The following is a 13,336-nucleotide window of genomic DNA, read 5'->3' on the forward strand; positions in this document are numbered from 1 at the left end:
GGCGCGCGTTTCAAATTGCTCGCTCATACCGTCTCCAGCACACGTGCCCGCTCGCTGGTCGCCGCCTCGCGATGCCGCTTGGCGATCAACGTGTAGACGGTCGGCAGCACGAACAGCGTGAACAGCGTGCCGACCAGCATGCCGGTCGAGACCGTGATGCCGATCGCGAAGCGGCTGGCTGCGCCCGCACCGCGCGCGAAAATCAGCGGCACGAGCCCGGCGACCATCGCGGCAGTCGTCATCAGGATCGGCCGCAGGCGCACCGCGGCCGCGTGCTCGATCGCCGCGCGCCGGTCGAGGTGCTGCGTGCGCTGCAGCTCATTCGCGAAGCTCACCATCAGGATCCCGTGCTTGGAAATCAGGCCGATCAGCGTGACGAGCCCGATCTGCGTATAGATGTTCAGCGTCGCGAAGCCGAGATACAGCGGCACCAGCGCGCCGCACACCGACAGCGGCACCGACACGAGGATCACGAGCGGATCGCGCAAGCTTTCGAACTGCGCGGCGAGCACGAGGAAGATCACGACGAGCGCGAACACGAACGTGACGGTCAGCCGGTTGCCTTCCTGCACGTATTGCCGCGATTCGCCGAGCCAGTCGATGTCATAGCCGGCCGGCAATGTTTGCTTCTGCAGGAATTCGACCGCCTGCCCCATCGTCACGCCGGGTGCGGTCACCGCCGACAGCGTGGCCGAATTCAGCTGGTTGAATTGCGTGAGCGCGTTTGCCTGGCTGCCGTTCGACACGCGCACGACGGTCGACAGCGCGACCATCTTGCCGCTGCGCGTCTTCACGTAGTAGCGGTTCAGCATCTCGGACGACAGTCGCTCCGCGCGTGCGACCTGCGGAATCACGTCGTACGAGCGGCCGTCGTGATCGAAACGATTCACGTAGTTCTCGCCGACGAGCACCGCGAGCGTATCGGCAATGTCCTTCATCGTGACGCCGAGCGCATTCGCCTGGTTGCGGTCGATCGTCACGCCCACCGCGCGGCTGTCGAACGTCAGGTCGCTGTCGACGACCGCGAACAGCCCGCTCTTCGACGCGGCGGCCTTCAGCTTGTCCATGGTCGCGAAGATGTCCTTGAAGTCCGCGGGCGCGCGCAGCACCATCTGGATCGGCAGGCCGCCGCTCGACGCGGGCAGCGACGGCAGCAGGAACGTAAACACCTGGTCGCCGGCGATGGCATTCGCGCGCGTCTGCACGAGCGCCTGCAGCTCGGCGGCGCCGCGCGTGCGCTTCGACCAGTCGACGAGGTTGACGCCGGCGAAGCCGAGATTGGCGCCACCGACGCCATTCAGCACGAAACTCGTATCGGCCTCCGGCAGCGATCGAAACACCTTCTCGACCTGCGGCGCGTAGCGTTCGAGGTAGTCGAGGTTCGCATACTGCGGCGCCTTGACCTGCAACATGATCGAGCCCTGGTCCTCCTGCGGCGCCAGTTCGCGCTTCACGCCGCTGAACAGCAGGCCGATGCCGAGCAGCACGCCCGCGCCGAACACGAGCACCGCCGGCCGTGCGGCAAGGCTCGCATGCAGCAGGTGCCGGTAGCCGCGTGTTATGCGCGACAGCGTGTGTTCGATCGCACGCGCGATGCGCCCTTCCGACATCTTGCTGTCGAGCAGCAGCGAGCTCAGCATCGGCGACAAGGTCAGCGCGATCAGCGCCGACACGCACACCGCGCCGGCGAGCGTGAACGCGAATTCGCGGAACAGCGAACCGGTCAGCCCGCCCATCAGCCCGATCGGGGCGTACACCGCGATCAGCGTGATCGTCATCACGATCACCGGCGACGCGATCTCGCGCGCGCCGAGCAGCGCCGCGCGCGCGGGTGGCTCACCGGATTCGATGTGCCGGTGGATGTTCTCGACGACGACGATCGCGTCGTCGACGACGAGCCCGATCGCCAGCACCATCGCGAGCAGCGTCAGCAGGTTTAACGAGAATCCCGCGGCGAGCATCAGCGCCGCGGAGCCGACGAGCGCGAGCGGAATCGTCACGACCGGGATGATGACCGCGCGGAACGAACCGAGGAACAGGAAGATCACGACGACCACGATCGCGATCGCCTCGATGATCGTCTCGCGCACCTCGTCGATCGACGCATTGACGAAGCGCGCGACGTCGAACACGTCGCCGATCTGGATGCTGGCCGGCTTGCTGCGCTCCATCGTCGGTAGCAGTGCCTGCACGCCGCGCACGATGTCGAGCGGGTTGCCCGACGGCGTCGCGTTGATGGCGATGTTCACTGCGCGGTGGCCGTTCATCAACGCGCTCGCGCTGTACTGCTGGCCGCCCAGCTCGATCGTCGCGACGTCGCGCAGCCGCACGAAACCCCCGTTCGCATCGGACTTCACGACGAGGTTGCCGAACGCGGCAACGTCGGTCAGATCGGTGTTCGCGGAAATGTCGGCGACGGTGAGCGCGCCCTTCAACTGGCCCGGTGCGGCCTGGACGTTGTTCGCCTTCAGCGCGGCCGACACATCCGCGGCCGACAACCCGTGCGCGGCCAGCCGCGCGGCGTCGAGCCAGACCCGCATCGCGAGGTTCTGCCCGCCGACGATCTCGGCCGATGCCACGCCCGGCACCGTGGTGACCAGCGGCTGCGCGACTCGCACCACGTAGTCGGTGATCTCGGGGATCGACAGCGTATCGCTCGAGAAGCCGAGATACATGACGGCCGTGGGCGCATCGGTGAGCTTGGTGATCACCGAGTCGTACGCGCCTTCGGGCATCTTGTACTTGACCTCCTGCACCTTCGCCATGATTTCCGTCATCGCGCGGTCGGCGTTGGCATTCAGGCGCAGCCGCGCCTTCACGACGCTCTTGCCCTGGGTCGACGTGGACGTCAGGTACTCGATGCCGTCCGCGGTCGCGATCGACTGCGCGATCGGCGTCGTCACGAAACCCTGCATCAACGCCTGCGACGCGCCGGGATAGGCGGTCTCGACGCTGATCGTCGCGCTCTCCAGCATCGGATACTGGCGCACCGGCAGCGCGCCGAGCGAGCGCAGTCCGATCAGCAGGATCAGCACGCTGCACACGAGCGACAGCACCGGCCGCCGCACGAAGATATCGGTGAAACGCGCGCCTTGCGTGGTCTGGCTCATCGCACGGTCTCCCGTTGCGTCGATGCATCGGCGAGCGCCTGCACCTTCGCGCCCGGCGCGACGCGCAGCTGCCCGGTCGTCACGACCGCGTCGCCGGCGCGCAGCCCGTCCTCGATGACGATGCGGCCCTGGTCGCGCGTGCCGGTGCGCACCTTGCGCACGCGCGCGACGCCGATGCCGCGCCCGTCCCGCTGCTCGACCACGACCACGGTGTCGCCCGCCTGCGACGTCTGCACCGCCGTATCCGGCACGCTGATCACCGCGTCGCGGCCCGGCAGCATCAGATGGGCGTCGATGTACATGCCCGGGCGCAGCAGTTGGCCGGCATTGGTCACGGTGGCCTGCACGGTGATGTTGCGGGTCTCGTCGCCGACCTGCGGCTCGATGGCGGTCACGCGCCCGTCGAACGACCGTCCCGGATACGCATCGGTCGTCACGCGCACGGTCTGGCCGAGCGCGACGCGGCTCAATGCCTTCTGCGGCACCGTGAAATTCGCATGCAGCGTGTCGAGATCGGTGAGCGTCGCGATCGCGTCGCCCGGGTTCAGGTACTGCCCGAGATTCACGCGTCGCAGCCCGATCACGCCGGAGAACGGCGCGCGAATCAGTTTCTGCGTGATCACCGCCTGGGTCTCGCGGATATCGGCGCGCGCGGCATCGAGTTCGTAGCGGCGCACGTCGAAGGTCGCCTTCGGCTCGGCGCCGTTCGGCGCCAGCTGCTCGGAGCGCGCGAACTGGCGGCGCGTGTAGTCCGCCTTCGCCTGCAGCCCGGCAAGCTTCGCCTGTTCGGGCGCGTCGTAGAGCTGCACCAGCGCTTGACCGGCGCTCACACGCGAGCCGGCGACGAACTGGATGCCGACGATGCGGCCCGCGACTTCCGGCGCGATCGTCACTTGCCGCACGGCTTCGAGCGAGCCAACCGCGTCGAGCGTCGGCGCCGTCGACTGCGGATTCACGACGACGGTTTCGACCGGCAACGGTGCGGGCGGCGGCACCGGCCGATCGGCAGCCGACACGCGCTCCGTGCGCCAGAGGAATAATGCACCGAACAGGATGGCCAGCGCGCCGGCGGTAAAGAACATTGAGCGTCTCATGGAGAATTTCCGATCGAGTCTGTCATGGCATCAGTTTGGACAGGGCGGCATGAGCCGGATGTCAATTTTTTGAATTCCTGATTAAATATTTCGCGCACCGGACGAAAAAAAACCGCATGCCCGGGACGTCGGGTCATGCGGCCAAAAAAGCACCTGCTACGACGGTCAGAGGGTCGCAGCAGGCGAGCGCCACGCGTGAAGGGTCCACGCGCGAGCATACGGATGCGACATCGCCAGCACGACCGCGCCGAACAGCAGCAACGGGTTGGTGCTGACGGCACCGCACATCAGGAACAGCGCGGACAGCGCGGCCGCCGTGCCGATACCCCAAGCGGTCGCGACGCCGAGCAGGATCGACACGCCCGCTGCCAGCTCGAGCCAGGGCACGGCGAAATTGACCAGCGCGACATGCGGCAGCGCGACGTGCCCGATCGCGCCGATCAGTGCGCTTCGCACGGCTTCGGGCGCCGCCGCCGAGCGCGAGACGGCGGCCGTGAGGAACGGCCCGGCATCGAAGTGTCCGACCAGCTTCGTGAGTCCGGCCCAGCACCAGAAGGCGCCGAGCACGAGCCGCAACGCGAGCGCGAGGGCCGTCTTCATCGCGCCACCTGCGGATGCAGGCGATGCAGTTGCCGGAAACCGACCATGGTCACGCCCAGCAGGCACGCGAACATGACGGCGATCGCCGCATTCGTTTCGATCGGCAGCGCGCTGACGACCCCTGACACGATGGAACCGAGCGCCAGCATCAGGCACCCTTGCAGGCTCGCCGCGGCGCCGGCCCGACCCGGGAACAGCGCCATCGAGCGGGCCATCGCATTGGAGAAGATGAAGCCCTGCGCGAAGGCAATCAGCATGATGCCGCCGAGCGCGGTCAGCAGGATCAGCTCGCCGCCGCTCGAGGCCACGCAGGCCACCCCGAGGGCAAACGTCGCGATGCCGCCGCGCATCAGCTGCTCGCCGCTGTAGCGGCGGATCAGGCTCCGGTTCAGCGTCGTGCCGCCGAGGTAGCACAGCCCGACGCCAAGCGCCGTCGAGCCGAAATACGACGCGGAATGACCGAGACGGAACTGCACGATGTACGGGCCGATCACGTTCCACATCAGGAACGCGGAAAAACTCATGCCGAGCATCGCGACCGCCGACAGGAAATGCGGATCGGACAGGATCTCGCGGTAGCCCGCGATGGTTTGCCGCGGCGTGCGCCGCAGTTCCGGCCGCAACGTCTCGCGCAGGCCGGCGAACGCGAACGACAGCACGACGAGGCCGTACCCGCAGTAGACGACGAAGTTCCAGCGCCAGCCGGCCCACTCCTGCACGTGTCCGCCGATATACGGCGCGATCACGGGGCCGAGGCCGAATGCCAGGCTGAGATAGACGATCGCGACGCGGAAGCGGTCGCCCTTCAGCCGGTCGACCAGCACGGCGCGCGCGACGACCTGGCAGGAGCCGATCGCGAAGCCCTGGATCGCGCGCCCGATCATCAGCACTTCGAACGATGGGGCGACGACCGCGAGCACGCTGCCGGCGATGAACAGCGCGAGGCCGAACAGCACCGACGGGCGGCGGCCCCACCAGTCGGCGAGCATGCCGAATGCGAGTTGGCCGATCGCATAGAACACGAGCGTGATCGTGATCGTGTTCTGCATCATGCTCGGCGCGACGTTGAGTTCTCGACCGATGGCCGGGATGCTCGGCGCATAGAGGTCGATCGCGATCCCGCCGACGCTGTTGATCAGCGGCGCCAGGAACACGAGAAAGTTTTCGTATCGTTTGGAATCGGACATGGGGACGTTCCTGAAATGACGGGACAGGCCGACGCGCATGCGTGCGGCCCGTCGGGATCAGTGACCGTTTGCGGCCAGTTCGACCTGCCTCAGCGGCATGCGCGCCGACGGTGCATCGTCGAGCGGGCTCCACATCGGCAGATCGTTGCGGGCGGCCAGGTCGTCGATCTTCACCATGATGACGCGCGGCGCGTTGTCGTAGTACGTGCCCCAGTCGACATGCGTGTCACGTACCCGGCTCACGCACGCGGGGCCGAGATCGTCGTAGGCGATCTGCAGCGACTGCACGATGTGGCGCACCCGCTCCGTCGCCGTCATCAGCACGTACCGGTAATGATGCTGGGCCAGCGTGCGGAACACATTCGAGATCAGGTAGCGCCCGGCGCCCTTCGAGCCGAACGACGAGAACTGCCCGAGTTCGACGAGTTCGGCGCGCGACAGCCCGTACAGGCGCGTGAGCGACTCGTCGAGGTAGTGTTCGGAGAACAGCGGCGCGCTGTCCCCCCAGCTGAGCCCCACGCACGCATAGCCGGGCAACGACATCGCGCGGTCGGTCAGGCACCAGAACTGGTCCGGCCGCGGCTCGGGCCGCGCGCCGTGCGCCTGGTAGTAATGCTGCGTGACCGCGAGCTGGATCTGGCGATAGGCGCCCTGACCCGGATGGAAGGTTCGTACGATGTGCACGTTGGGCTCCCGGTCAGTACAGCGACGCCGCGTGGTCGCGCTCGATCAGCTGGCGGCGCGGCCGCCCGGTGACCGTGTAGTAGTCCTTGCGGAAACGCTCGATGTCGGTCACCACCCTGACCCGCCGCACCCGCGCGAAATCCGCGAGCCGAGGTTCGAGTCGCACCATCTCGTCGCGCACCGCCGCTTCATCGTGCGCGGACAGCACGATCGCCGCCGGCTCCTCGCGCCCTTCGCCGAACACCACGATGTCGTCGATCAGCGCGCTTTCCTTGTAGACCGTCTCGACCCACTCCGGCGAGATGTTGCGCGCCGTCGACAGGATGATCACGTGCTTCTTGCGGCCGGTGATGTACAGGAAGCCGTCGACGATCTCGGCGATGTCGCCGGTATGCAGGTAACCGTCGGTCAGCTCGCACGACGTGTCGTCCGAGTTGTAGTAGCCCGCGCAGAGCGTCGGCGTGCGTACACGCAGCTCGCCGTCGACGATCACCGGCAGGATCCCGTCGAGCAGCGTGCCGGCCGAGCCGATGCGGCGCTGGCCCGGGTAGTTCAGCGAGATGATCGAGCTGTTCTCGCTGAGCCCGTAGGCCTCGTAGACCTGCACGCCGCGCTTGTCCAGCGATTCGAGCACGGTGGCCGGAATCTTCGCGCCGCCCGTGATGATGTGCGGGTTGCGGCGGCCGAACAGCTGCGTCACGCTGGTCGATTCGAGCAGTGCATCGGCTTCCTCGAGCAGCTTCGGCGGCAGGTACAGGAAGTTCGGATCGACGCGGGCGATCAGGTCCAGGTAGTCGCGTGCATTGCCGCTGCGCGAACCATACTCGGCGTAGTTCGCCGGCATCAGCGTCAGCGAGCCGCCGGACAGCACCGGCAGGAACACGCCGAGCACCTGCTCGATCAGCAGGCTCATCGGCACGATCGACAGGTAGTCGAGCGGGCCGGCCGGCACACGTTTCAGCACGTTGGTCACGAGCAGGCCGACGGCCTCGTCGCGAATCTTCACGCCCTTCGGCTTCGAGGTCGTGCCGGACGTATGGATGATCCCGCAGATGCCCGGCTCGATCCGCTCTCCGGCGCGTGCGCCGGCTGCCGGCCACGCGTCGCGCCCGCTCGCGGCGTCGAGGCAGGCGATGCCCGGCAGGATCGCGCCGATCCGCGCGGCGGTATGCGCATCCTGCGTGAAGATCGCGGTCGCCTTGTGCAGCAGGCTGCCGATCTGCTCGTCGGAGAATTCGATCGGTACCGGCAGCAGCACGGCCTTCACGCGGAAGATTGCGAGCATCGTCGCGACCCACGTGTAGCTGGAGCGCGCGGCGATCCCGAACACGAGGCCGCTGCAGTCGCCGTACACGTCCTGCAGTGTGGCGGCGATGCGTGCGACGTCCGCGCGCAGTTCGTCCAGCGAGTATTCGCGACCGTCCATTTCCTTCACGACGACGCGGTTCGGTGCTTCGGCGAAATGACGTTCGATGAGTGCGCTGATCATGCGATGGCTCCCTTGCGATAGCTTTGGGCACCGAAGATGCGGCGTCCCGTGTCCGCGAGGCGGCGGCGGCCATGCATCACGCGGCTGTTGTCGATTGCGACGATGTCGCCCTTGTTCCAGAACAGGTCGTACGTATAGCGGGCGGTCACGTCCTTGATTTCGTCCCACACCTCGAAATCGATGTCGGTGCCGTCGGCCCAGGTGATCAGCGGCGGCTCGTAGTTCACGCTCGGTCCGAGCAGCGAGTTGCAGAACGCGCGGCGGCCGGAGAAGCAGCTGGTGGTGATCGCGTCGGTCACGCGCTCGGACGATACGAGGAACGGGTCGAGACGGCGATACTGCTGGCCGCGCACGCGCTGGTTGACGACCTCGAGATGCGAGTCGTTCACTTCGTCAGCCGGCACCTGCAGCTCGATGCTCAGGAAGCGCTGCACGTTCGGCCAGGGAATGCGGCGCGCATACTTGATCTGGCGCTGCTCGAACAGGCGACGCACGGCCGGCGTCAGTTCGTGCAGTACGCGCTGCCCGTCGCAGATCGTCGTCTCGGAGCCGACGCGCGCCGGCTCGAGGCAGTAGAACCATTGCAGGTCGGGCGTGAACGGCAGGTTGCCGTTTTCGCGGTGCAGGCCCATTTCGAGCGCGCCGGCATCGATCTCCGCGGTGTTTTCCGTCGAGGTCTTGCGCGCCGGGTCGAACGTGACGCGCGCCGAGTGCTGGCTGACGAAACGGTTGAAATCCTCGAGCGAGTCCGCGAAATTGCGGTAGATCACGACGCCCGAGTGGGCGAGCTGCTCGTACAACTGGTCGGTATCGACAAGATCGATCGCCTTCTGGCCCGGTTCGAGGCTTTCGATCAACTCGAAGCCGAAACGCGGCAATGGTTTGTGCTGAACCTGCGCAGTGACTACGTCAACTACATCCATCATGGTTGCCTCTCAGTGTGGTTGGTCTTGAGTTCGAAGCGCGGCTTCGTCGAACACTGACCAATCTACCGACACGGCTGGGCAGACCGTTTTAAAAATTAAATGGAGAATGTAAATTTTGTTTAGGGTCCTGCAAGGAAGCCGGCCGTTGCTTCCTCACCGTCAACAAACCGGACGTCGGCCGGGGCCGGTTGCTACGCGCGGGGCAGTTCCCCCGGCTCGAGTGCGTTCGCGCTCGCGAGATCCTTGAACAGTGTGCGCATCGTGCGGATGTCGGGGTTCTTTTCCATCTGGGTGGACCAGATGACGTCGAGGGTGAAGGTCGGGAAGCCGAGCGGCACCTCGCAAATCTGCACGGAGGTCGGAATCGACAGGTACGGAATCAGGCGCCGCGGCAGGATCAGCACGACCGGTAGCCGCGCGACGATATTCAGGCAGGCCTGGTAAGTGTTCGCCCGCGCGACGATGTTGCGCGACCGTCCGAGCTTTTCGAGCCAGCCGTCGATCATGTTCCGCTCGGAAATCCACGGCGTCGGAAAGACGTGGTGCATGTCGCAGAACTCGTCGAGCGATACACGTGTCGATGGGGCAAGTGTGCGCGACGCGGTCAGGCACACGAACGTGTCGGACAGGACGGATTCCCATTGCAGGTCGGGATGGAGCCGGTGATAACCGGGACCAAAGCCGATCGCGAAATCAATTTCGCCGGCCAGTAGCCGTTCGACCGGCAGTTCGCGGCCAAGCCGGTCGACGACCAGCGAGGTTTCCCGGCCACGCTTCATGAACGACTCGAGCACGCCCGGCAACAGCAGCAGCTCGAAATACTCGGGTGCGCATACGCGAATGACACGGCGCGCCGACGCGGCGACCTGATCGTCATCCATGTCCGCGCAGTGGTTCACCGCGTCGATCACGTTACGCAGATAAGGCTCGATGGCTTCGGCCTTGGACGTCGCGACGAGACTGCCGTGATCGACGTCGAACAGCGCGTCGTGGAAGCAGTTGCGCAGCCGTTTCAGGCAATAACTGACGGTCGGCTGGCTGATGCTCATGACTTCAGCGGTGCGTCTCGCACTTTTGTGTTCGTACAGGCACAGGAACACCATCACGTCCTGCAGATCAAGTTGGCGCAATACGTTGTTGTTGAGCACGTTATTTCCTGATCGTTGTTGTTGTCACTGTTTCAGGCCCCTCGCAAGACCCGGCCAGATATCGCATGAGCGTACGCTCTCCCCTGTCGCCGCTAATCCTCGCCGTCCGGCGGCAGTGCCTCGCCCGGCAGCGCGAGCAGCGCGCGCTTCAGTAACGCGGCGAGCGTCGTACGCGCGTCGCCGTCCAGGCCGCCGAGCAACAGGTTCTGGGTGTCGACGTGAACGTCGACGGCACGGTCAATCAGTTCGAGGCCTGCTTTCGTCAACCGCACGGCAAGTCCCCGGCCGTCCTGCGGATTCGGCACGCGCTCGACGAAGCCGGCCTGTTCGAGCCGCATCAACCGGTTGGTGATCGCCCCCGACGTGATCATCAGCGAGCGATAGAGCTGCGTCGGCGACAGCTCGTACGGCTTGCCCGCCCGCCGTAACGTTGCCAATACATCGAATTCGCCTTCCTTGAAGCCGAACGGCGACAGCGCTTCGGCGCGCGCCTTTTCGCAATGCTTCGCGAGCCGCGCCAGCCGTCCAAAGATCTCCATCGACGCAACGTCGAGCTCCGGACGCTGGCCATGCCATTGCGCAACGACGTGGTCGACGTGATCTTCCTGGCCCCGCACGGTCATGAATGTCCTCTCATTCGAAGATGCGCTCGATGAGCGCTTGTCATCAATATATCTCAATATTAAGATAACCACGAGGGCGCCCGTGCGCACGTCACTGGAGCAGACAATTGACAAAACTATCACTCAGAGACCACGACATCTATTATGCGGACGTCGGCAGCGGCATTCCGGTCATGCTGATTCACGATCTGGGTAGCTGCGGCCGCGCATGGGCGCGGCAGATTCCGTTCCTTCGTCAGGCAGGTTATCGCGTCATCGTGCCTGATCTTCCCGGTCACGGCGCATCGTCTCATCCGGATCGCACGCTCGATACCCCGGCGCTGGCCAGCGCTCTGGAGCATCTCCTCGATCATCTCGGTCTTGACAGCGCGACGCTGGTGGGCCTCTCGTTCGGTGGCGCGATCGCGCTGACGATGGCGATCGATGCACCGTCGCGCGTCGGGAAGCTGGTCGTCTGCAACGGATTCTCGAATTCGACCGCCGACGATGCCGTGCGCCGTTTCGAGCTGTGGAAAGCCGGATTCCAGCGCGACGACGGTGCGATCCGCTGGTTCGAGGACAGGTGGCCGTCACTGGTCAGCGCGGAGTACGCGCAATCGGAGGACGGTGAAATCGCATATCAGATCGGGCACGCACAGGCCGCTGCGGCCAATCCCGCCTATCTGGCCCGCTTGTGCGACGGAATCGCAAGCTACGACGTCCGAAGGCGACTGAATCTCGTACGCAGCGAGACACTCGTGCTGCAAAGCGAGGATGACGGAATCCATCCGGCCATCGAGGGCCAGCGACTTGCCGCGATGATTCCAGGCGCCCGGTTCGGCATGCTGCCCGGAAGCGGCCATCATCCGAACGTCGATCGTGCCGGCACGTTCAACTGGACGCTCCTGCGATTCCTGGCGGGACATGAGGTGCTGGATGCGGCGTGCGATACGTGCCCGCAATAAGCGTCGAGCCATGCCGGAATGCAGGGCGTGGCTGTGCGTTTTGGGCCGACCGGCGTTTCGTGGACACGCCCGCTCACCCGGTCAAAATACAAGGGGCGCTTCGCGGCCCCTTGTTGGTCGAGTCAATCGCAGCCTGCTTCGCTCGGATGGTTTTTCACGACGATCGAGCGGTTGTGACAGGAAAGATTCCCCATACCGACCGGTTCCGCCCAGCAGAAATGCGGCGGCGTCGGCGTTTTCGCCATCCCCTCTGAAGTCGGCCCTCAACACCGACGTCGTCAATCGTTCACGTTCTCGCAGCTCTTCGGGCCGTCGCCCCAGCTCTTTCCTCCTCCGTTCGTGCACTGCCGCTTGGTGTATTGCTCGGGCAGCTGACCTTTCGGCAGCTTTCCGTCGGCGGGGCAATTGTGATGGAAATAGCAGAAGGATTTTTGGGCGGCGCCGGCTTCTCCGTTGAAAACAAGGCAAGCCAACAAGGTCGGAAAGAGAATCTTGGCAATAGTGCGCATGTCGATGATCCGGATCGAAAAATGGCGGGTAAAGAGACAGGCGCCGTTACGGCGCCTATCTCTCATATGACAACCGTGTCCTGGCCGTTTAGTTATCGTATTCGAGCAAAAGCCCGGATCTCGCCGGTTGCGCAGCAATGAGCCTTTCCACCACATTGTTTTCGACCGCCACTTGCTGGCCATAAGTGATGTTGAGCTTGATCGTGCTGCCGTCCATGGTCGCATTGACGGTCGCGAGATTCAGCCCGCTAGGATAGGTCAGCTGCAGCGGCCCGACGACGACGTTGCTCGAGATCACTTCGCCGAGGACGAGTGAATTGAACAAGCCGACCCAATAAGTCGGCGTCACCTGGAACTGAGCCGATGCGCCGCTGACCACCCCCTTCTTGTACACGGATCCTTGACCGCTCATGCCGATGCCAAGGTTCGCGAGACTGGCCGACTTGTTATTGATGAGGATGGAATCGGCCGGTACGGATCCGCTCGCCGGCACCAGTTGCTGGACGTTATCTTGGAAAACGCAGTCCCATGCCGTCCCCAATTCCGCCTTCAACGTCTGACTGGCTTTATAGACCCCGATGCCGCCAATCTGTTGGTAATTGGCAATGGCGACGTTGTAAAGAATATCCCACGTCACACCGCTGGAACCGCTTTGAGGGACGGTCGTTTGCTTCCACGACACGCTCTCCAATCCAATGGAACTCGGCAGGGTCTGATAGACAGCCATCGTCCAGGTTTGTTGGGTGCCATTGTTGAAATCGACGTAATAAGAAGGCATTTTCCGGTCTCCACGATGAAAGATAGATTTTGTGTCTCGACGCACATATTTCATCTGTAGCTTGATTTTCTTACATAAGCGCCTCCGTAATACGCGATTGACGATTCGATATTTTTTTGACAAACAAAATCCACGTCACCCGAGATTCTGGCTGTATGCTTTTCGGAAGCATTCGGCGCTCATGCTCGGAATGATTTTCGTCAGAAATAGGTCTCTCCGCCCCGTTTTCGACTACCCGAGGCTC

12 protein-coding genes are annotated in these 13,336 nt (G+C 64.5%); 1 reads left to right on the forward strand and 11 read right to left on the reverse strand.

All coding sequences use genetic code 11. The features are described 5' to 3' along the window. Positions 1-23: 23 nt before the first annotated feature. The 9 genes from ACTRWB_RS16530 to ACTRWB_RS16570 all read right to left on the reverse strand — a co-directional run bounded on the left by ACTRWB_RS16530 (position 24) and on the right by ACTRWB_RS16570 (position 10,861). On the reverse strand, positions 24-3,110 hold the full coding sequence (locus ACTRWB_RS16530) for an efflux RND transporter permease subunit (RefSeq protein ID WP_446902516.1): 3,087 nt from the start codon (positions 3,108-3,110) through the stop codon (positions 24-26). After that, positions 3,107-4,204 (reverse strand): efflux RND transporter periplasmic adaptor subunit, encoded by a 1,098-nt coding sequence (locus ACTRWB_RS16535; protein WP_446902517.1) that lies wholly within the window; start codon positions 4,202-4,204, stop codon positions 3,107-3,109. The genes ACTRWB_RS16530 and ACTRWB_RS16535 overlap by 4 nt, the downstream gene beginning before the upstream one ends. A gap of 165 nt (positions 4,205-4,369) precedes the next feature. After that, positions 4,370-4,804, reverse strand: coding sequence for a DoxX family protein (locus tag ACTRWB_RS16540; protein WP_446902518.1), 435 nt, complete (start codon positions 4,802-4,804; stop codon positions 4,370-4,372). After that, positions 4,801-5,991, reverse strand: coding sequence for a multidrug effflux MFS transporter (locus tag ACTRWB_RS16545; RefSeq protein WP_129518133.1), 1,191 nt, complete (start codon positions 5,989-5,991; stop codon positions 4,801-4,803). The genes ACTRWB_RS16540 and ACTRWB_RS16545 overlap by 4 nt, the downstream gene beginning before the upstream one ends. A gap of 57 nt (positions 5,992-6,048) precedes the next feature. Beyond that, positions 6,049-6,675: a thermostable hemolysin gene (locus ACTRWB_RS16550; protein WP_129518134.1), complete on the reverse strand. Its 627-nt coding sequence runs from the start codon at positions 6,673-6,675 to the stop codon at positions 6,049-6,051. A 13-nt stretch (positions 6,676-6,688) separates the two neighbouring features. Then, positions 6,689-8,164, reverse strand: coding sequence for an AMP-binding protein (locus tag ACTRWB_RS16555; RefSeq protein ID WP_446902519.1), 1,476 nt, complete (start codon positions 8,162-8,164; stop codon positions 6,689-6,691). Then, positions 8,161-9,090 (reverse strand): TauD/TfdA family dioxygenase, encoded by a 930-nt coding sequence (locus ACTRWB_RS16560; protein ID WP_129518136.1) that lies wholly within the window; start codon positions 9,088-9,090, stop codon positions 8,161-8,163. The genes ACTRWB_RS16555 and ACTRWB_RS16560 overlap by 4 nt, the downstream gene beginning before the upstream one ends. Positions 9,091-9,281: 191 nt before the next feature. Then, positions 9,282-10,238: a LysR family transcriptional regulator gene (locus tag ACTRWB_RS16565; protein ID WP_343491935.1), complete on the reverse strand. Its 957-nt coding sequence runs from the start codon at positions 10,236-10,238 to the stop codon at positions 9,282-9,284. Positions 10,239-10,330: 92 nt separating this feature from the next. Continuing rightward, positions 10,331-10,861, reverse strand: a complete 531-nt coding sequence (locus ACTRWB_RS16570) for a MarR family winged helix-turn-helix transcriptional regulator (protein WP_129518138.1) — start codon at positions 10,859-10,861, stop codon at positions 10,331-10,333. A gap of 107 nt (positions 10,862-10,968) precedes the next feature. Between ACTRWB_RS16570 and ACTRWB_RS16575 the strand changes: the two genes are divergently transcribed. Then, complete coding sequence (locus ACTRWB_RS16575) at positions 10,969-11,805, forward strand: alpha/beta fold hydrolase (RefSeq protein ID WP_446902520.1); 837 nt, start codon at positions 10,969-10,971, stop codon at positions 11,803-11,805. Positions 11,806-12,083: 278 nt separating this feature from the next. Here ACTRWB_RS16575 and ACTRWB_RS16580 read toward each other — a convergent pair whose 3' ends face one another. Together ACTRWB_RS16580 and ACTRWB_RS16585 are read right to left on the reverse strand one after the other, a co-directional pair. Beyond that, positions 12,084-12,314 carry a hypothetical protein gene (locus tag ACTRWB_RS16580; RefSeq protein WP_193102720.1) on the reverse strand — a complete coding sequence of 77 codons (231 nt, stop codon included), beginning with the start codon at positions 12,312-12,314 and terminating at the stop codon, positions 12,084-12,086. 88 nt (positions 12,315-12,402) lie between these two features. Then, positions 12,403-13,092 (reverse strand): hypothetical protein, encoded by a 690-nt coding sequence (locus ACTRWB_RS16585; RefSeq protein ID WP_129518141.1) that lies wholly within the window; start codon positions 13,090-13,092, stop codon positions 12,403-12,405. Positions 13,093-13,336: the final 244 nt, after the last annotated feature.

The organism is Burkholderia sp. YIM B11467 (assembly GCF_052952715.1).

Bases quoted from the DNA above. Each gene is read 5' to 3' on its own strand.
- ACTRWB_RS16530 (WP_446902516.1), bottom strand. From the start codon at position 3,110: ATGAGCCAGACCACGCAAGGCGCGCGTTTCACCGATATCTTCGTGCGG.
- ACTRWB_RS16535 (WP_446902517.1), bottom strand. From the start codon at position 4,204: ATGAGACGCTCAATGTTCTTTACCGCCGGCGCGCTGGCCATCCTGTTC.
- ACTRWB_RS16540 (WP_446902518.1), bottom strand. From the start codon at position 4,804: ATGAAGACGGCCCTCGCGCTCGCGTTGCGGCTCGTGCTCGGCGCCTTC.
- ACTRWB_RS16545 (WP_129518133.1), bottom strand. From the start codon at position 5,991: ATGTCCGATTCCAAACGATACGAAAACTTTCTCGTGTTCCTGGCGCCG.
- ACTRWB_RS16555 (WP_446902519.1), bottom strand. From the start codon at position 8,164: ATGATCAGCGCACTCATCGAACGTCATTTCGCCGAAGCACCGAACCGC.
- ACTRWB_RS16560 (WP_129518136.1), bottom strand. From the start codon at position 9,090: ATGATGGATGTAGTTGACGTAGTCACTGCGCAGGTTCAGCACAAACCA.
- ACTRWB_RS16570 (WP_129518138.1), bottom strand. From the start codon at position 10,861: ATGACCGTGCGGGGCCAGGAAGATCACGTCGACCACGTCGTTGCGCAA.
- ACTRWB_RS16580 (WP_193102720.1), bottom strand. From the start codon at position 12,314: ATGCGCACTATTGCCAAGATTCTCTTTCCGACCTTGTTGGCTTGCCTT.
- ACTRWB_RS16585 (WP_129518141.1), bottom strand. From the start codon at position 13,092: ATGCCTTCTTATTACGTCGATTTCAACAATGGCACCCAACAAACCTGG.